This is a genomic window from Siphonobacter sp. SORGH_AS_0500, assembly GCF_002838835.1.
Taxonomy (GTDB): domain Bacteria; phylum Bacteroidota; class Bacteroidia; order Cytophagales; family Spirosomataceae; genus Siphonobacter.
This window is the reverse complement of record NZ_NHPP01000001.1, coordinates 397,953-416,629: the sequence shown is the minus strand read 5'-3', so window position 1 is coordinate 416,629 and position 18,677 is coordinate 397,953. Positions and strand designations below refer to the sequence as shown.

Below are 18,677 nucleotides of genomic sequence, written 5' to 3'. Positions count from 1 at the left end.
AAGGTCTTATCTTAATTGAATGTTCTCAGTAAGGCTACAATACCTACGATGCCGCTAAGTGCACCACCAATTTGTGCAATTGCACCAATCACCTGTTGGGAAGTAATATCAGCCTGCGTTCTTTGTGGGACAATAACACGAGCTCCAGGTTTTACTTCAGGATAAGAATTAAAGAATAGGAAATGTTTCGTTTTTTTAGCAAAGCCGTTCGCATAGATCACATACGTACGTTTCTTCACGCTTTTCGAAGTAAATCCACCCGCTCTTGAGATATACTCGCCAACGCCTACCCCACGAGTGAAACGGCTGGTAGTAGGAAGCTGAACTTCACCTTCGATTTTGACGGTTGGGTTATACTTCGGAATGTTAAGAACATCCCCATCTTGAAGAATTAAATCCATATCCGAATGAGGTTTTTCCAGGATTTTCTTCAAATCAATACCAATAGCTTCCTCTTTGTTTTCAGCTACGTAATCAGCATTTACAGCCGTCCGCTTGTTATCATTACCAATTTGACCAATCGTTTTTTGCTGTTGCTCAATTTCAATTTTGGTCAGCTTGGTTTTACGAATCAGCGAAGCTCCTTCTACGTAAGCATAAGCAGTTAATCCTCCTGAGCGTTTGATCAGATCCGAAATACGTTCGTCACGATCAATAAGGCCATAATCGCCAGGCGTCAGGACTTGTCCTTCTACGCGAGCTTCCTGATTATTCTCGAAGTTAGGAGAGGAACGAACGTATACTACGTCAAAAGGCTTTAACTGAAACTTCGAAGCTTGTTCAGTCAGACGTAAATCCTTGCTGATAGCCAGAGTAAAGCTTTCTGAGAGAGCAGAGGTAATCAGCTTTGGATCGTCAGAGTCCAGACGTTTAGGGCGAATAACTTCAATATGGTTGGGAGAAGCCGCCGCCCGAAGGTTACCGGCCTGAATAATTAAATCTTCTACGGTCATTCCTTCATACCAGGGGAAATAGCCACGAGTTGAATCTCCTTTAGCCAGGTTCACTTCGCCCAGAATCCGTACCTGCATTCCTTCCCGAAGCTGCGTTACACTTTCTACTTCCAAACGATCCAGTGCTTTCAGAGTGACGTTAGTGTCTTTGCCCGCCAAGATCCGGGAAAGGTTTACCGTAATCAGTTCTTCCGTTAAATCATCTTTCTGACGGTACAAACCTGCCCGGCCTAAAAACGCATCCCGTTTGGTCCCTTCTGCCCGGTTGACCAGATCTTTCACCGTTGGGTTACGATCGAGCGGATAAGAGCCGGGCAAATAAACGGCACCTGAAATGGTAACCATATTCTCTTCACGTTCAGGCACTTTGCCAATGCCAACACGGTCACCATTCTTAATTTCAAAGTTGAATACTTCATCTTCTTTGACGTCAAGGAATTTACGGCCATTGCTGGTAATACGTTGGATAACGATGGTATTCTTATAGGCATCCTCAATAAATCCACCCGCATACTCAATCAGGTTACCTAATTTTTCGCCGGGAAGTAATTCAAAGTACCCCGTCTTCTTCGTTCCAGAAGTTAACTCAATCCGGGTTTTGTAGGGAGGAATCTGGATAACGTCATCATCTTTCAGGCTGATGTCGCTCATGCGTAAGCCTTTGGTCAGGTACTTGTAAAGGTCAATCGTGCGAATGATCGTATCCTGTCCAAATTTGTTACGGCGAATCAGATTGATGTTACGGAAAGAGCCAGATGCTGTGGGACCGCCTGAAAAATACAGGGCGTTCATTACCGTAGCCAGTGATGGTAAATTGTACGTGCCCGGATTAACAACCTCACCAATGAAGTTAACGCGGATGCTACGGATATTACCAATACGAACATTCATTTCCATTCCCCGTCCGATAGGTAGATTCTGGAAAGTTTAGCCCGCAAACGAGATGTCGCTGCTTCAATGGATAAACCACTCACGAATACAGGACCTACCTGTTCGAGTTGCAGTACACCTTCAGGAGTAACGGTCTTCTTAAAATCAAAGTCTTTGTATTGGTCACCATAAATATTAATGACCACTTCATCTCCAGGACCTAAGATGTAACCTTTGGGCGTAGGGATGTTGGTAATAGGAGCAATATCAAGGCTCTTGTTAGAGAAAATATCGGCACCAAAAATCTTGATTTTCTGTTCTGCTGTGCCGGGTTCCTGTGTATTAGCCCGCAGCATGCGTACGGAATCTTCACGAGCTTTGGTGCGTTGATCCAGTGTGTATTGTCTGGGCTGAATGTTATCGCTCTGCATGGAAGGAGTTGCCGATGGAACCGATGGATTCATCGGAACCGTTGAGGTCGGAAAACCCTGCGGAATCGTGTTTGTCGGAAAGGGTACCTGGGCCTGTACAAACGTACTCGAAAGCGTTAGTACAACTAGAAAAGCGGTTTTAACGGTGGAGAAGGGTAGGGAAGACTTTAAGATTTTCAAAACACAAGGCCGAAAGAAAGGCAACATTTCGATTCTTTTTTGGTGATAATTGATTTTTTCCCGGATGGGTCGGTATATGAAACTCACTGACGAACTAAATAGTTTTAATTATGATAACGAAAGAAATCTACTTTAATGCACAAAGTAAAACACTAAATTCGTATTTTCTGATACCACAGGTATAATTAACATTTCCCTAAAATAGCTTTTCCGCTATGATAGAAATTGAACAAATCTTATTTTTGAAGAACGAAAGGTTGGACGAATAATTGACTAATGGCAGAACAAAAATTAACGGATTACACCGAAGATAGTATCCGCTCGCTCGACTGGAAGGAGCACATTCGTCTCAGACCCGGTATGTATATTGGTAAGCTTGGAGATGGATCTTCAGCTGATGACGGGATTTATGTGCTTGTAAAAGAAGTAATTGACAACTGTATCGATGAACACGTAATGGGCTTTGGCAAAACCGTTGAAGTTAAGATTACAGAACATCGGGTTGAAGTACGTGATTATGGTCGTGGAATCCCCCTGGGGAAAGTGATTGATGTAGTTTCAAAGATTAATACGGGGGGGAAATACGATTCTGGAGCTTTCCAGAAATCGGTAGGGTTGAACGGCGTTGGTACCAAAGCGGTCAACGCACTTTCCAGTTATTTTAAAGTTCAGGCGATTCGGGATGGCCAGGCCAAGTGGGCCGAATTTTCAAAAGGAGAGCTGACGAAACAGTCGAAAGGCACGATTGAGACCAAGGAACGCAACGGAACGCACGTGATTTTTGAACCGGATAATTCGGTTTTCAAGAATTACCATTTCATTCCTCAGTACCTTGAAAATCAGATCTGGAATTATGCCTATCTGAATGCAGGCCTGACCATTGTTTTTAATGGACAAAAATACGTAGCTCAACGGGGCTTGCTGGACTTGATGGAGCGTAAAACCGATCAGGAAAGTATTCGGTATCCGATTATTCACCTGAAAGGCCCGGATATTGAAATTGCCATGACTCATGGGAATCAATACGGGGAAGAATATTACTCGTTCGTCAATGGTCAGAACACAACGATGGGCGGAACGCACCTGGCGGCTTTCAAAGAAGCGGTAGTAAAAACGGCCCGTGAATTCTTCAAGAAAGATTACGCTCCCGAAGACATCCGGGCGAGTATCTCGGCTGCCGTGTCCGTTCGGGTACAGGAGCCCGTTTTCGAATCGCAGACGAAAACGAAGCTAGGGTCAACCAATATGTCGCCTGACCCTAGTTCGCCGACCGTTCGTGGGCACGTGGTTGATTTCCTGAAAACGGAGCTTGATAACTTCCTTCACAAAAATCCAGCCGTGGCAGAAGCCATGAAAAAGCGGATTGAGCAGTCGGAGCGGGAGCGAAAGGAAATTGCTGGGATTAAAAAATTAGCTAACGACCGGGCTCGTAAAGCGAGCGTGCATAACAAAAAGTTACGTGATTGCCGTATTCACCTGCCGGATGCCAAAGCGGAAGATCGGCTGGAAACGACCCTGTTTATAACCGAGGGGGATTCGGCTTCGGGATCCATTACCAAATCCAGAAACGTACAAACGCAGGCCGTGTTCAGTCTTCGGGGAAAGCCGTTGAACTGCTTTGGGTTAACGAAAAAGATCGTGTATGAGAACGAAGAATTTAATCTTCTTCAGCACGCTCTGGACATTGAAGCTGGACTGGAAACGTTGCGGTTTAACCGGATTGTTATTGCGACCGATGCTGACGTCGATGGTATGCACATTCGTTTACTGCTGATGACGTTCTTCCTGCAATTCTTCCCGGATATTGTTCGGAATGGGCACTTGTATATTCTCGAAACGCCTTTGTTCCGCGTTCGGAATCCGAAGAAGCATGAGGATACTACCTATTGTTATTCCGAAGAAGAAAAACAAAAAGCGGTAGCGAAGCTGAGTTCAGGAGGTAAGAAAGTGGAAGTAACCCGGTTTAAAGGGTTGGGAGAGATTTCTCCCGACGAGTTCGGTAAGTTTATTGGTGAAGATATGCGTCTGGAACCGGTGATCTTACAGAAAGAATCGACCATTCCGAAACTGCTGAGTTATTACATGGGCAAAAACACGCCCGATCGTCAGCGATTTATTATTGATAACTTAGTTATTGAAAAAGACGAGATAGAAGAAACGCTGGAAGTCGCTTAGCCAAGCATAAGCCTTTAGTAAAAAACGCCTGATTCAGATTTTATGAATCAGGCGTTTTTTCTATAACTTCAAACATTCTTCCAAGTAACAGGTTTTACGGAAGATCGTTGATAACGTTTAGCGATCAGAAACCACGAAATAGCAAGAAGATAGTTACGAGCATAGAACTGGTTTATTAGAAAAATTCAATTTAAGCGGATTTTTATTTTATTCTGCTTAAAAGTTCATTCTAAAAAGTGATAATTATTTATGGATAGGGTGACTTTTCGGTACCCCTCTGAAAAGTGTTCCACTCTATCTTTGCGAAAACCAAATCCAATCTGTTATGGACAATGTAGTAACCAGCCCCCAATTAATGGATCTCGAAACTTTCAAGTCAGAGATGGATACGAAGTGGGTAATTTTTCATGAAGTACTGGAAGATAGCTTCCGTGAAGAGCTGATCAAAGCTCAGGATATAGCCACTGAAGAGTGTCGTCAGATTCAGATTAAAAATGGGGTAGTGAATCGTACGGCAGGAACTTCACACCACCTGGTGGTTTTTGAAGGCCCTTTCATGAAGTTTGTGGAAGAAATGCCTTTGCATGAATACCTGACTGCCTATTTTGATAACGGTCCATATATTCTTAATTCCTTCGGGGGAGTAATGAACTTCAAGGCAGAAACGTCTTCATACGTAGGTAACGTGCACCGGGATATTCGTACCTGGAGTGGAGACCTACCCCTGATGATGAATATGCTGGTGATGCTGGATGATTTTACGCCCGAAAACGGTGCGACGTGGTTCATGGGCGGTTCTCATAAATACGCTGAGAAACCAACGGATGAAGAGTTCTTCGCTGTTGCCGAGCAGGCCGTTGCGAAAAAAGGGAGTATCGTTCTATTTAACTCTAACGTATGGCACGCTGCTGGTACGAACCAGACAGACCAGATTCGTCGTGGGTTAACACCGATGTTTACGAAGCCTTTCTTCAAGCCTCAGTTCGATTATTCTCGTTACTTTGGTTATGATCGGGTAGCAAATTTCCCTCCTTTAGCCAAACAGCTTTTAGGATATAATTCCCGCGTACCAGCTAACCTGGACGAATGGTATCAGGTACCAGAAAAACGTTTGTATATTCCAGGTCAGGGTTAATATCGTTAACTTGCAGACGGGAACCAGTGCTAACTCCGTAAAAACCTCTTGTCAAGCGATAGATAAGAGCTTATTGATGAATAATTTATTCTGAAATTATATACTCTCCCCTTCCCGGTTTGAAAGCCGGGAGGGGTTTATCATTTAAACAAATTCAACCAAGATTATGGATCAGACGCTTCAGGCTGAATATGACAACCTTAATAAAATCACTGCCGATTACGACGATTATGAGTTTGACCGTCGGATGCGTCATTATATGATGCGGACGCTTGAGCCGTTCATGCGTGAAGGAAAAGCACTGGAAATGGGTTGCATGTATGGGGAGTTTACGACCATTCTTTCCAAGCGTTTCGAAGACCTGACGGTTGTTGACGCAGCAGAAGAATTCCTGAATATTACTCGGGGTCGGGTAGGCGATAAAGTGAAATTTATTAACGGGCTGTTCGAAACGTTTGAATCTGATGAAAAGTACGACGCCATCTTTATCATGCACGTACTGGAACACCTCATTAACCCCGTTGAAATCATGTCAAGGGTTAAAAACTTCCTGACACCAACGGGACGGTTATACCTGATTGTACCTAATGCTAATGCTGGTTCACGTCAGATTGCCGTTAAAATGGGCTTCCTGACACACAATGCAGCTCTGACTCCTGCTGACATCAAACACGGTCACCGCATTACATACTCGTTGGATACGCTGGAAAAAGATGTGCTGGAAGCGGGATTAAGCGTAGTACACCGTGGGGGTATTTTCTTCAAAGGCCTGGCTAACTTCCAGTTAGACAAAGCTCTGGAAGCGGGTATCATCGACGATAAGTACATGGAAGGATGCTATCAGTTAGGTCAGGTATATCCCGATTTGTGCAGTAGTGTATACGTTGTTGCAGAAAACAAAGCATGATTCAAGTAAGAGAAATCATAACTGAAGACGTTCCCGTTATTAATCAATGGCGGAACGACCCGGAAGTGATGCAGTACTTAACAAACCAGTTTCGGTACATTGGCCTCGAAGCCGACCGGAACTGGTTTGCTTATTACCAGCAACACCGAAACGAAGCCGTGCGGCTAGCCATTCTGGATGAAGGCACATTAGTGGGCACGGTTCAGCTTACCCAGATTGATCGGATGAATCAGCAGGCGGAATACAGCATTATGATTGGTGAAAAGAATCACCAGTCGAAAGGGCTGGGCCGTCAGGCTACGCAGGCTATTCTGAAACACGGCTTTCTTGACTTAAACCTTCACCGCATTTACCTGACTGTGCTAACCGATAACGAACGGGCCATTCGCCTGTACGAATCCATCGGTTTTCAACGGGAGGGCATTTATCGCAAGTCTCTTTTCAAAAACGGACAGTTTGTCGATGTTATGGGAATGAGTCTTCTTCGCGATGAGTATCAGATCGCCTGATGCTATTCTTTAAAAATTATGAAGCCAAAGCTTAGCGTTTATTGCATTACTTATAACCACGGGCCTTTCATCGCCGAGGCTCTGGAGAGTTTTCTTGCCCAGCAAACCAATTTTGAATTTGAAATTGTGGTGGGCGATGATGCTTCCAAAGACAATACTCAGGAAGTATTGAGAGAATACCAGCAACGGTATCCCGATAAGATTCGACTGTTGTTGAATCAAGTCAATCGGGGAGCTATTTACAACTTCATTGACACCTACGATGCCTGTCAGGGCGAGTATCTGGCTCTGTGCGAAGGAGATGATTTTTGGATTGATCCATTGAAACTGCAAAAGCAGGTTGATTTTATGGATCAGCATCCTGATTTCTCCATGTGCTTTCATAATGCAGAAGCTCGTTACCAGGATAACAGTGCTCCTTCATATCTGATTAACGACCATACCCAAAAGAAAGTCGTTACGGTCGATGATCTGATTGGTAATAAAGAAACCTGGTTTATGGCCACGGCAAGTATTGTACTGCGTAAGTCTTTCTTGCCCAAGTTACCAGCCTGGATGCCCCAGTCGAAAAGCGGTGATATTCCTTTGAATATTCTGATGACTCAGCGTGGTCCTGCGGGATATATGGACGAGGTAATGTCGGTGTATCGCAAGCATGCCGGAGGTCAGAGCAACACCGATCACCGCTGGCAAGCCCATTTTCTGCTGAATCGCATTAATATGTATGAGCATCTGGATCGGGAAACGGGGTATCAGTTTACGGATCGTTTCAAACGGACGATGGCCGAATTTTACTGGCTATTACCCGACACTGTTGAATTTGAGCAAAAATTCTGGGATCGGTTGAAGTACACCATGCGCGCCATGAAGTATGACCCCGAGAACTACAAAAGACCCTGGGGAACTTTGTTAAAAGAAAAGATACTCACGCAAAAACAACTTAATTTTACACGAAAATTAAGAGGCCTGAAGTAAGAACAGCAGCCTATCGACATAAACTCCTCCCTGTTGTGACTTTAGATGAATTAAGAAATCAGATAGATTCTATTGATAATCAGTTGCTTGCTTTGATGAACTCGCGGATGAATGTAGTTCAGCAGGTAGGTGAACTGAAACGCTCTTCGCAAGCACTGATCTATCGCCCTGAACGTGAGAAATCAATTGTAGATCGTTTAAGCCACCAATCCGAAGGCTTATTACAGAAGGATGCTATTGAAGCGATTTTCCAGGAAATTTTTGCCGTTGCCCGTAACATCGAGTTGCCCGAGCGTGTAGCCTATCTGGGACCGGAAGGTAGCTTTACGCACCAAGCCGCTGAGTCGCGTTTTGGAGCCATGAGTGAGTATGATGCCTTGCCAACTATCCGTTCAGTGTTCGAGTCGGTTGAAACGGGAAGGGCGAAATTTGGAGTCGTTCCCATCGAGAATAATCAGGAGGGTTTAGTATTTGAAACGGTTGATAACCTCAACGAGAAGAATATTCGAATTGCAGCGGAAATCGTAACGCCCATTCATTTTGCTTTTGTAACGAAGGCAGAAAAGCTGAGCGAAATTCAACGCATTTACTCCAAGGACATCGGTTTCCGTCAATGTAAGCGTTTCCTGGATGATTACTTTGGAAATTATTCAGTAGAAATTATTCCGGTAGAATCAACATCCAAAGCAGCAAAACTGGCTTCTGAGGATCCTAACGCTGCTGCCATTTGCTCGGCCATTGCGGGTAAAATTTTTGGGGTTCCTGTTTTGTTTAATAACATTCAGGATTCCATCGTTAACCGAACTCGTTTCCTGATTTTGGCGAAAGAGTTTGAAACCGTGCCTTCCGGTAATGACAAAACGACGGTAATTGTCCAGTTCCCAGATTCGGATAAGCCCGGTACACTTTCGCGTTGCCTGCGTGAGTTTGAGTTATACGACATTAACCTGACTAAATTAGCCAGTCACCCCAGCCGTCAGGGCGATCGTTTCGGATTCTGGTTTTTAATGGAATTTGAAGGACACGTGAAAGACGATAAAGTGCAGAAAATTTTTCGCCAGTTAAAGTCTGAAGTGAAGTGGCTTGGAAGCTACGTAAAGCTGGTAGACTAAACGGAAAAATAGCTAAATGAAAAAGGCCTTCAGCATTACTGAAGGCCTTTTTCTATGGATTACGTTTGAAAATTCTAACCTGATCTATGGTTGAAATTAAGTGGTATTTTGATCCTACATAGGCTTTCACTTCGGCATAATATTCATGGGCCTTACCTAGTCCTTTAGCCATGGGATAGGTGGATTCCATCGTATCAATAAAAATCTCCGGCTTATTTTCCTCCATATCGCCAATAAAGTTAGCTATACGGTGAGCGTAAAGATCCGACTTCATAAATAAATGGTGACTGTGAGGCATCCGATACCCACAGGCTCGATTAGACTGCACGTACCAGCGGTCTACCCAACCCCAAATTACGATGTTATCTTTATCGGTGGAATGTTGCCTGATTTTATCGACAATTTGCGTTTCATAAGCAACTTTATCAGAGCTACTTTCAGGCGGTATAGTAAAGACGTTGTAGATAGCCTGAATCAATGAAACTAGTACTAAAAGAAGGATGGACGCATAACTAATTTTTCGATTGGAATAAGGAATAAATGCAGCAATACAGTATAAAACAGGAATAAATAGATAGAGGATATAATGAGAAAATAGGTTACCTGATTGACCAATGGCATACAGACTGGTAGCCACCATAAGTACCGAAAAATAACCATTAATTTTTTCAAAAGAACTGGTTATTCTGCTCCGGAATAAAGTATATGAAACTCCTAGAATAGTCAAAGGTATCAAGGCAAAGAAATAAATTCTAGAGGATTTTACATTCAGAATGAATTTACCAATTCGAATTGGATTAAACCTTTCGATGGTTGGTAGGGATTGAAATTGAGTCGAGTAAGAATACAATAGATAATTCCAGAAATAATTTATCCAGAAGTCTGAGAGTTTATGATAATAAATAAAGACCAGATTGATTAATAATGTAGGAAGAATTCCTCCTAAAATCAGTAAAGCTAAGAATGTATAGTTTTTTAAACGAAGGGTTAATAGCATCGCGAAAGCAGCAATGACCAAACCCATTGGAGCGTTTTGAAACTTCGCATAGATCAAGCTTCCCAGAATAATTCCTAAAGTAAAGATCTGAAAACCAGAGGTCTGTCCCGTTTTTTCAAACTTAACATATAGGTAGGTCGCCAGTGTTATGAAAAAAATGCTGATATGTTCTGAGTTATAGGCCGTATGCTGGAGAGACCAGGTAGTACTAATAAAAAGACAAAGCGTCCAGGTAATCAGTAGAGCCCGTTTAGCATCAATAAAGAGAGCAATGGATTTATAGAAATAGAAAATGATTCCTAACCAGCAGAGAATAGTAACCACATTGGTCAGAGCGTAACTTAAGTTAATACCTAACCAACTGGGAATTAGGATCGGTAGAACAGTAAGCGGACGTGAGTCCGTATAATTCAGAATCTTCCAAAGTTTATCTGGATAATAATTGATGGAAATAGCACTCGAAAGCCAGGTACTTGTATCCACATCTCCCTCAATATTCTGAATATTTAAAAGCCGTAATGTTAAAGTAATGGCAAGAAAAATGTAGATAAATCCTTTTGTTTTAAGGAAGCTTCCGACCTATACTTAACCCAGACATAAGGGGTAAAAGCTACAAGAAGTAGTATAATAATAATTTTTCCGTAAAAAGTATAAATGATTGGCATGGAAGGTGGTGTAATAAAAAGTCCAGCCAAATATAAGAGAATATCTAGAATGCTAAATTGACTCTTCGTGAGTTAAAAACTCTATTATTTTATACGTTTATGTTACTATAGTTACGAACAAAGGATGAGCATTACCCATCCTTTGTTGATTTATAAGAACTTTAATGAATCAATTTTATCCTGTCCAATCTGGGCTATTAAGGGTTCAAGGCCGTTGTATTTAATTTGCCCGCGAAGCCAGATGACAAATTCCAGCGTGAGTTTTTCTCCGTAAATTTCCTTATCGAAATCGAAAATATTGACTTCAATGGTACGGATCGTACCGTCAACAGTAGGGTTGGTTCCGATACTCAACATTCCCCCATACCAGTTGCTCTTCCACTTCACCCGAACGGCATACACTCCATCGGCAGGAACAAGCTTATAGGATTCGGGTAATTCCAGATTGGCAGTAGGGTAACCCAACTGCGACCCAGTTGCCGACCTTTAACGACCGTTCCACTCAGCGTATATGATCGACCTAGAAAGGCCGCCGCTGTCGTCACATCTCCGGTCAGTAAGGATTGCCGGATTCGGGTTGAACTTACGGCCAGATGTTCAACATCCTGCCGGGGGATTTCTTCCACTTCAAAACCATATTCGTGCGAATGGGCCTGAAGGTAATCGAACCCACCTTCCCGGTTTCGTCCAAAACGATGATCGTAACCAATTACCAGACGCTTGGTACCAATGGTATCAATCAGGATCTTTCGGATAAACTCGTCAGAGGTTAATAAAGAAAAATCACGATTGAAAGGAATAACCAGCAAGTGATCAATACCAGAAGCCTGGAGATACTCTATTTTTTCATCGAGCGTATTGAGTAATTTTAGGTCCGCACTATCCGCGGAAACCACAATCCGCGGATGAGGCCAGAAGGTAATCACCACCGACTCACCATTGGACTGCCTGGCTGATTCGATTAATCGATTTAAGATTTTCTGATGGCCTAAGTGTACACCGTCGAAAGTTCCACTGGTGACAACTGCGTTGGGAAGTCTCCTGAATTCCTCTATACCATGGTATACTTGCATAAATTTAAAGGGGTCTGATTCGGGGTTCGTAAAGCACACTGCCGGGGCGGTGTGTTTCTACGAAATCTTCCAGAGAAATCGCGTCATCAATGTGGAATTCACCAATACGCGTCCGACGAAGGCTTTTCATATAAGCTCCTGACTGGCAGAGCAACCCGAAATCGCGAACTAAACTACGGATATAAGTGCCTTTGGAACAGACAATCCGGAAATCCAGTTCAGGAAAACGGCTTTGATCGAGTTCAAAAGCGGTAATAGTAATTTGTTTAGGCTTAATTTCTGCTTCCTGACCACTGCGGGCCAGTTCATAAGCCCGAACGCCTTCTACTTTCACGGCTGAAAAAATAGGAGGGGTTTGTAAAATCGTTCCGGTTAACTCTGCCAAAGCCTTTTCAATCACTTCGGGAGTAATATGATCTACCGGATATTCGCCATCAAAAGGCGTTTCCAGATCGACGGAAGGAGTGGTTTTTCCTAACACCAGCGTTCCGGTGTATTCCTTTTCTGCCGCCTGATACGTTTCAATTTGCTTGGTCATTTTACCCGTACAGCAAATCAGCAGCCCCGTTGCCAGAGGGTCCAGGGTACCTGCATGACCAATCTTTTTATATTTCGCCGCCCACTTCAGCTTTTTAACTACCGCAAAAGAAGTCCAGCCCAGGGGCTTATCTATCATAATGACTTCTCCGGGATCTGCTGCCTGGACTTGCTGTTCCTCACGCTCCATACTCAAGGGTTAAACTACTTCCATATTAACGCCACTCATCAAGAGGGCGATGATGATAATGCCCATCACAATTCGGTACCAGCCGAACACTTTAAAGCCGTATTTCGTCAGGAAACTAATAAAGAAACGAATGGCAATCATGGCTACAATAAAGGCTACGACGTTGCCAATGACAAACAGTTGAATCTGATCGCCCGTTAGCGTGTTTCCGTCCATGAAATAATCCAGCATTTTTTTGCCCGTGGCCGCAAACATCGTTGGAACAGCCAGAAAAAAGGAGAATTCCGCTGCTGCTTTACGGCTGATCCCCTGACTCATCCCGCCAACGATAGATGCACCAGAACGGGAAACGCCCGGAATCATAGCTATGCACTGGAACATCCCGATTTTGAAGGCATTCCATAAGTTAATATCCTTCTCTTCAGTAATGACCGGGTTGGTAAACCATTTGTCTACAAAGAGTAAAATGATTCCTCCGATCAGTAAGGAAACGGCGACGCCCATGGCACTTTCTAACAGGCTATCGATGATATCGCTGAATAACAAACCAAAAACGGCGGCGGGTATAAAAGCGACGAATAACTTGATATAAAAATTAAATGAACGGAAAAAACGCTTGAAGTATAAAACAACCACCGATAGAATCGCTCCGAACTGAATGGCAACCGTAAAAAGTTTGACGAAAGGATCGGAAGCAATGCCGGCGAACGAAGAGTAAAGAATCATGTGGCCGGTGGATGAAATGGGTAAATACTCCGTAAGGCCTTCAATAATTGCTAAGATAATAGCGTGTAGAATTGACATGAAAAAGGTTGATTAAATAGGAAGTAGATTTGGCGGAATAAAACAAAGAAAGTACTGGAAGCAGAGATGCTCCCAGTACCCTTCAAACAAGACCTGTATGAACTAAGCCTTAGGCTTTTGTAAAATGGCGTAGAATTCAATGATATAACCAGCAACCACAACGATAGGACCGAGGGTAAGGCCCAGGAAACCGAAGCCAAATTCCTCTTTGTCCATACTCATGATGAAAAAGCCTGCCAGGATGGTAACCACGCCGATGATCATCCACAAATAGTTGCTACGCTGAAAAGGCATGGCTTTCGCTTGAGCTGAGGCGTCATTGCCAGTTGCGAAGGGGCTGGAAATGCCTGAGGTTTTAAATTCTGTTGCCATAATAGTTAAATGTATGAGCGTTAACCGGGTATAAAATCTTTAATAACAAAAGGCTAGTAAAGCTTATCGACAGATGAGCGTAGATAGCGTTCTACGGACTGAAGCGTGCTTACAAATCCAATAAACATGCCAATGATCAACAGGACAGCGGCCAGGATTCCTAACTTCTCCCAATCGCCTAGCAGGACATTAATTTCGGGAACGTACTTGAAACCCAGATTGATAATAGCTACTAATAACCCGCAGGCGAGTATTGCACTAACAATGCCCTGAATCAATCCGCGGTATAAAAAGGGTTTGCGGATGAATCCATTGGTGGCTCCAACCAACTGCATACTACGAATAGTAAACCGCTGTGAATAAAGAGCGAGTTTAATCGTATTATTAACCAGAACAACAATGATAATCAGTAATAAAACTACGAAGGACGAAAGCACAATATAGATTTTAGTGATGTTTTTGTTCACCTCATCTACAAAATTCTCTACGTAGCTAGCTTCAAAAACCCCCGGAATGCGTTGTAAATCCTGCTTGATTTGTTTCAGACCGTTTTCTGAAAAATAATCTTCCTGAATTTTAATAAAGACGCCATCCCGAAGCGGATTTTCGCCCAGAAACTCTTTGAAATTTTCGCCCGTATCTTTAATAAACTTTTCCGCAGCCTCTTCCTTGGAAACAAAGGTTACCTGAGGCTTGCCCTCTTTCCGGGCAACGTATGGTTTAGCCAGAATCTGGTTACGAACTCCCTCGGATTGCTCGGCAGTAAGGTCTTTGTTGAGGTACACCTGAACCTCAATATTTTGCTTTACTACCTCCGATAATTTCCGGCCCATCACTGTTAATAAACCACACAAGCCAATGATAAACAGGGCGATGGTTAAGCTAACAGTAATAGTCAGATTAGGTAAATACTTTTTACGTTGTTTTTCTGTGGCCATACGAGCGAATCCTTGCAAAAATAGATGTTTCCCGAAGGAAGAAACAGCCGCTTGCTATTTTTAAGGGTTTTTAACGAACAGTAACTCCTAATTGCGACGACTTATTTCGTCGCGAATCTGGGCTGCTTTTTCGTACTCTTCATTCGTCAAAGCCTGATCCAGCATTTTATGCAAATCTTCGGTTGTGTTATCTTTCAACTGATCGGGAAAGGGCTTGCTGGCTGACACGGGAGCGGGCTCAGGTTTTTCGCTTGAAGTTCCTTCATTGGCAACGATTCCGGCTTCTGAAAGTAAGTTTTCAAAAGTATAAATGGGAACGTTGAAACGCAGACCAATGGCGATGGCATCCGACGGACGGGCATCAACTACGCGTTCTTTTAATCCATCCGTGCAGACAATCTGAGCGAAGAAAATCCCTTCCCGCAGATCGGAAATCACAATTTCAGTGACCTTATAATGAAAACCCTGAGCAAACGATTTAAACAAATCGTGCGTCATCGGACGGTTCGGGGTTATTTTTTCAATTTCGATAGCAATTGCTTGGGCTTCAAACATGCCAATAATGATGGGTAATCGACGATTACCAAACTCTTCACCCAATATCAGAGCAAATGACCCGGTCTGTGATTGACTCGGGGAAAGACCTAAAATCTCTAACTTGATTTTTTCCACTGGTTACGACCTCTGTTTAGAAAGGTAGGCAAAAGTAACAAGACCCGTCGAGTTTTGGAAACCAGACCTGCCTTATTCCGATTTATAATGCCTTTCAGGAGTTACAAAAAGTGTAACGAAAAGACTATACCAATTGTTCTGATGCCATTTTTGGCAGAAAAATTAGGGTCAGCTCATGATTTTAAGCTGACATAAGCAGCATTTTGAAGGAGAATCGCTTATGGATTATCTTCGCAAATGGAATAAAATAAAAATACTCATACGGGTCTGTTTCTCCGCGATCAGCCCATAAAATCCCGTTATGAACCGTCTGGAATTGTTAATAGATTTTTGTAGGGAAGAACCCAATGATCCTTTCAACTGGTATGCTCTGACGTTAGAATATCAGAAAACGGATTCCACTAAAGCGGGGGAAGGGTTTGATAAGCTAATCAGCGATTTCCCAGACTACTTACCCACCTATTACCACGCCGCCCAATTCTGGGCAGAGCAGGAGGAAGAGGACAAAGCCCGAGTGATTTACGAACAGGGAATTCAGAAGGCGGAAGAAGCAAAGGATTTCCATGCCCTGCGAGAGCTTAAGGGAGCTTATCAACGCTGGGTGGATGAATGGGAGCTTTAGGGGATAGTTGTTTGTTAATAGAAGAAACAAGTGAACACATTGGATCAGCCGTATTAGGAAGTACCGCTGCCAGCGTGGCCCGGCCAGCTTTTCTGCTGGCAGCAAACCCCAAATAAGCTATTGCTGCCAGCAGAAAAGCTGGCAGCGGCAGGGCTTTCAGCTTGTGAGTGAGAAACAGTTTTTCCAGCTTTTTCTCTGCCAGCAATAGTTCATTTCTTAAGTTCCCATCAGTAAAAGCCTTATTTTAGACCGGATATTGCCATTCTCCCCTATAATCTCGTCGGAGAAGTTTGGTGGCTTCTTCGTCATTCAGGATTTGTTCTTTCGTACCGTCCCAGTTAATGCTTCTGCCTAATTTATACGAAAGCATCCCTAAGAGAGCCATGTTCGTGGACCGCTGACCAATTTCAATATCACAAATGGGCTTTTGTCCGCTTTCAATGCAGTCGAGGAAATTACGCCAGAGTGCAGCAATGTTTTGCTGATCGGGTAAATCCAGTTTAGGGTCCTGATGAATGATGGATTTGTTCTTGTTAGTCGGATAGAAAGTCCAGCCATCCGTCCAGCCCATGTGAAAGGTTCCTTCCGTACCGTAGAAGTAACAGCCGACATTGGCTTTTTCGGCTTCATTCCCCGCAAAAAGCCGGTGTTCCCATTCAACCGTAAAATCGTCAAACTTCCAGGCCGCAATTTGGTGATCCGGGGCGTCGGTGTCGTCCTGGCGAATGGCTCTGTCGCCCGTCGAGTAAATCTGTTTGGGATGCGGGTCTTCACTCCACCACAGAATCTGATCCAGCCAGTGAATGCCCCAGTCGCCAAGCTGCCCGTTGGCATAATCCAGAAATAAACGAAAGCCTTTCGGATGCATGCTGGGGTGGTACTCGGCGAGGGGAGCGGGGCCGCACCAGGCGTTCCAGTCGAGTTCTTTAGGGGGCTCCTGAGCGGTTGTTTTCTCTCCTGGACCACCGCCGTAATGCACGAAAGCCCGGACCATGCCAATTTTTCCGGCTTTGCCCGATTTCAGAAAATCCATTCCTGAAGTGTTATGGGGGGAAACGCGTCGATGCGTGCCTACCTGTACGACGCGATTATGCTTACGAGCGGCATTCACCATCGCCCGACCTTCCAAGATGGTATGACTAACGGGTTTTTCTACATATACATGAGCTCCCGACTCGATGGCCGCAATGCAGCAAAGCGGATGCCAGTGATCGGGCGTGGCTACAATTACAATTTCAGGTTTTTCTTTGGCCAGCATTTCGCGGTAATCCCGATAGACTTTGGGCTGATCGCTGGTGAGTTTACGGAGTTCCTGCTGAGCGGACTTGATCTGGCGAGTATCCACGTCACAAAGAGCAACTACTTTCGATTGCCCTGCCTGCACGGCACACCGTAGGATATTCATGCCCCACCAGCCTGAGCCAATGAGGGCGGTTTTGTATTTTTCCGTTCGAACGAAAGAGGATAACAAAGGGACGGCGGAAAAGGCCAGGGAAGCCTTGGAAGTGCTTTCCAGAAAAGTTCTTCGGTTCATAGAGGTTTAGCGTCTGCCTTCGGGCGGTGAAACCCGAAGGCGTGTAGAGGAACCGAAAGATACAAAACCTCAGGAAATCTGTTGGATTAATCGAATAAAGAGTTGGGTTAAGTGAGGTTCAGCCTGAGCGGCTGCCGCCAGGATTTCTTCGAATTTGGCTTCTTTCAGCGTTTCAGGAAAACATAAATCCGTGATGACAGAACAGGCAAAAACCTTCATGCCCACCTGATGAGCTACGATTACTTCGGGAACAGTACTCATGCCAACGGCATCTGTGCCGAGCTGACGAAGGAGTCGGTACTCGGCTTTTGTCTCCAGTTGTGGTCCCTGAACGCTGGTATATACACCCGAATGAACGGTTACTCCCAACGCTTTTAGAATAGCTTTTCCCTGATTAATTAACTCAAGATCATACGGTTGGCTCATGTCGGGGAAACGCGGGCCAAATGAAGCAGGGTTTTTGCCGCGTAAGGGGCTTTCGGGCAGAAATAACGCAACGTGGTCTTCAATGATCATTAAATCGCTGATGTTGAATACCGGATTGAGACCCCCGGCGGCGTTGGAAACAAACAGATACTTCACGCCCAGCGAATGCAATACCCGAATGGGAAAGGTAACTTCCTGCATCGAATACCCTTCGTAATAATGAAAGCGACCCTGCAAGCAGATAACGGATTTTCCGCCCAAAGTGCCCAGTATTAATTTACCTGAATGCGTTTCAACCGTAGAGATCGGGAAATGGGGGAGCACATGATAAGGAATTTCGCAAAGCACCTCGATTTCCTGAGCCAGATGCCCAAGGCCCGTACCTAGAATAATACCGATCTTGGCTTCAAAATCGGGTAACTGATTTTGTATGAATTCGCTGGTTTCGCGAATGATTTCAGGAGTCATAAGAGAGATGTCAGAAGTACGAAGATAGATTGTGAGTAATAAATTGAAACAAAACGGAATAAATCTGACTAAAAACTGCAAACCGACAACCGTAAACTAAACTGATTTGACAAAAACGAGTCATCTTTACAC

Annotated in this window: 17 protein-coding genes and 1 pseudogene; 7 read left to right on the top strand and 11 right to left on the bottom strand. The window is 44.0% G+C overall.

Translation table 11 applies throughout. The features are described from left to right. Positions 1–11: 11 nt before the first annotated feature. On the bottom strand, positions 12–1,844 hold the full coding sequence (locus tag BWI96_RS01800; RefSeq protein WP_198555111.1) for an SLBB domain-containing protein: 1,833 nt from the start codon (positions 1,842–1,844) through the stop codon (positions 12–14). Continuing rightward, positions 1,841–2,434: a polysaccharide biosynthesis/export family protein gene (locus BWI96_RS01795; RefSeq protein WP_157830175.1), complete on the bottom strand. Its 594-nt coding sequence runs from the start codon at positions 2,432–2,434 to the stop codon at positions 1,841–1,843. Before BWI96_RS01795 ends, BWI96_RS01800 begins: the two co-directional genes overlap by 4 nt. Before the next feature lie 276 nt (positions 2,435–2,710). On the opposite strand from BWI96_RS01795, the gene BWI96_RS01790 reads away from it, so the two are divergent. The 6 genes from BWI96_RS01790 to pheA all read left to right on the top strand — a co-directional run bounded on the left by BWI96_RS01790 (position 2,711) and on the right by pheA (position 9,247). Further along, on the top strand, positions 2,711–4,609 hold the full coding sequence (locus tag BWI96_RS01790; RefSeq protein ID WP_106634977.1) for a DNA topoisomerase IV subunit B: 1,899 nt from the start codon (positions 2,711–2,713) through the stop codon (positions 4,607–4,609). Between the two features lie 325 nt (positions 4,610–4,934). Further along, a complete protein-coding gene (locus BWI96_RS01785) occupies positions 4,935–5,744 on the top strand; it encodes a phytanoyl-CoA dioxygenase family protein (protein WP_106634976.1) in 810 nt (269 codons plus the stop codon). A gap of 166 nt (positions 5,745–5,910) precedes the next feature. Beyond that, a complete protein-coding gene (locus BWI96_RS01780) occupies positions 5,911–6,651 on the top strand; it encodes a class I SAM-dependent methyltransferase (protein WP_106634975.1) in 741 nt (246 codons plus the stop codon). Continuing rightward, positions 6,648–7,160 (top strand): GNAT family N-acetyltransferase, encoded by a 513-nt coding sequence (locus tag BWI96_RS01775; protein ID WP_106634974.1) that lies wholly within the window; start codon positions 6,648–6,650, stop codon positions 7,158–7,160. Before BWI96_RS01780 ends, BWI96_RS01775 begins: the two co-directional genes overlap by 4 nt. An 18-nt stretch (positions 7,161–7,178) precedes the next feature. Beyond that, positions 7,179–8,135, top strand: a complete 957-nt coding sequence (locus BWI96_RS01770; RefSeq protein ID WP_106634973.1) for a glycosyltransferase — start codon at positions 7,179–7,181, stop codon at positions 8,133–8,135. 35 nt (positions 8,136–8,170) lie between these two features. Continuing rightward, complete coding sequence (gene pheA, locus BWI96_RS01765) at positions 8,171–9,247, top strand: chorismate mutase (RefSeq protein WP_106634972.1); 1,077 nt, start codon at positions 8,171–8,173, stop codon at positions 9,245–9,247. 52 nt (positions 9,248–9,299) lie between these two features. Here the strand turns inward: pheA and BWI96_RS01760 are convergent, their stop codons facing one another. The 7 genes and pseudogenes from BWI96_RS01760 to BWI96_RS01730 form a co-directional block, all read right to left on the bottom strand. Continuing rightward, positions 9,300–10,727, bottom strand: coding sequence for a hypothetical protein (locus BWI96_RS01760; protein ID WP_106634971.1), 1,428 nt, complete (start codon positions 10,725–10,727; stop codon positions 9,300–9,302). Positions 10,728–11,059: 332 nt separating this feature from the next. Continuing rightward, positions 11,060–11,982 (bottom strand): annotated as a pseudogene (locus tag BWI96_RS01755) (bifunctional riboflavin kinase/FAD synthetase). 4 nt (positions 11,983–11,986) lie between these two features. Continuing rightward, positions 11,987–12,709: a tRNA pseudouridine(55) synthase TruB gene (gene truB / locus BWI96_RS01750; protein WP_106634970.1), complete on the bottom strand. Its 723-nt coding sequence runs from the start codon at positions 12,707–12,709 to the stop codon at positions 11,987–11,989. Between the two features lie 9 nt (positions 12,710–12,718). Then, positions 12,719–13,513 carry an undecaprenyl-diphosphate phosphatase gene (locus BWI96_RS01745; RefSeq protein WP_106634969.1) on the bottom strand — a complete coding sequence of 265 codons (795 nt, stop codon included), beginning with the start codon at positions 13,511–13,513 and terminating at the stop codon, positions 12,719–12,721. Positions 13,514–13,615: 102 nt separating this feature from the next. Further along, positions 13,616–13,885 (bottom strand): DUF3098 domain-containing protein, encoded by a 270-nt coding sequence (locus BWI96_RS01740; RefSeq protein WP_106634968.1) that lies wholly within the window; start codon positions 13,883–13,885, stop codon positions 13,616–13,618. Positions 13,886–13,938: 53 nt separating this feature from the next. Further along, complete coding sequence (locus BWI96_RS01735) at positions 13,939–14,823, bottom strand: ABC transporter permease (protein WP_106634967.1); 885 nt, start codon at positions 14,821–14,823, stop codon at positions 13,939–13,941. 87 nt (positions 14,824–14,910) lie between these two features. Next, positions 14,911–15,495, bottom strand: coding sequence for a bifunctional nuclease family protein (locus BWI96_RS01730; RefSeq protein ID WP_106634966.1), 585 nt, complete (start codon positions 15,493–15,495; stop codon positions 14,911–14,913). Between the two features lie 301 nt (positions 15,496–15,796). Between BWI96_RS01730 and BWI96_RS01725 the strand changes: the two genes are divergently transcribed. Then, complete coding sequence (locus BWI96_RS01725) at positions 15,797–16,117, top strand: enzyme of heme biosynthesis (RefSeq protein WP_106634965.1); 321 nt, start codon at positions 15,797–15,799, stop codon at positions 16,115–16,117. A gap of 244 nt (positions 16,118–16,361) precedes the next feature. On the opposite strand, the gene BWI96_RS01720 is transcribed toward BWI96_RS01725, so the two are convergent. Then, on the bottom strand, positions 16,362–17,651 hold the full coding sequence (locus BWI96_RS01720; RefSeq protein ID WP_106634964.1) for a Gfo/Idh/MocA family protein: 1,290 nt from the start codon (positions 17,649–17,651) through the stop codon (positions 16,362–16,364). A gap of 69 nt (positions 17,652–17,720) precedes the next feature. Then, positions 17,721–18,545 carry a purine-nucleoside phosphorylase gene (locus BWI96_RS01715; protein ID WP_106634963.1) on the bottom strand — a complete coding sequence of 275 codons (825 nt, stop codon included), beginning with the start codon at positions 18,543–18,545 and terminating at the stop codon, positions 17,721–17,723. Positions 18,546–18,677: the final 132 nt, after the last annotated feature.

What these genes read in the sequence shown, in the direction of transcription:
- BWI96_RS01800 (WP_198555111.1), bottom strand. Translation starts at nt 1,844, where the DNA reads ATGAATGTTCGTATTGGTAATATCCGTAGCATCCGCGTTAACTTCATT.
- BWI96_RS01790 (WP_106634977.1), top strand. Translation starts at nt 2,711, where the DNA reads ATGGCAGAACAAAAATTAACGGATTACACCGAAGATAGTATCCGCTCG.
- BWI96_RS01785 (WP_106634976.1), top strand. Translation starts at nt 4,935, where the DNA reads ATGGACAATGTAGTAACCAGCCCCCAATTAATGGATCTCGAAACTTTC.
- BWI96_RS01780 (WP_106634975.1), top strand. Translation starts at nt 5,911, where the DNA reads ATGGATCAGACGCTTCAGGCTGAATATGACAACCTTAATAAAATCACT.
- BWI96_RS01775 (WP_106634974.1), top strand. Translation starts at nt 6,648, where the DNA reads ATGATTCAAGTAAGAGAAATCATAACTGAAGACGTTCCCGTTATTAAT.
- BWI96_RS01770 (WP_106634973.1), top strand. Translation starts at nt 7,179, where the DNA reads ATGAAGCCAAAGCTTAGCGTTTATTGCATTACTTATAACCACGGGCCT.
- truB (WP_106634970.1), bottom strand. Translation starts at nt 12,709, where the DNA reads ATGGAGCGTGAGGAACAGCAAGTCCAGGCAGCAGATCCCGGAGAAGTC.
- BWI96_RS01745 (WP_106634969.1), bottom strand. Translation starts at nt 13,513, where the DNA reads ATGTCAATTCTACACGCTATTATCTTAGCAATTATTGAAGGCCTTACG.
- BWI96_RS01740 (WP_106634968.1), bottom strand. Translation starts at nt 13,885, where the DNA reads ATGGCAACAGAATTTAAAACCTCAGGCATTTCCAGCCCCTTCGCAACT.
- BWI96_RS01735 (WP_106634967.1), bottom strand. Translation starts at nt 14,823, where the DNA reads ATGGCCACAGAAAAACAACGTAAAAAGTATTTACCTAATCTGACTATT.
- BWI96_RS01725 (WP_106634965.1), top strand. Translation starts at nt 15,797, where the DNA reads ATGAACCGTCTGGAATTGTTAATAGATTTTTGTAGGGAAGAACCCAAT.
- BWI96_RS01720 (WP_106634964.1), bottom strand. Translation starts at nt 17,651, where the DNA reads ATGAACCGAAGAACTTTTCTGGAAAGCACTTCCAAGGCTTCCCTGGCC.
- BWI96_RS01715 (WP_106634963.1), bottom strand. Translation starts at nt 18,545, where the DNA reads ATGACTCCTGAAATCATTCGCGAAACCAGCGAATTCATACAAAATCAG.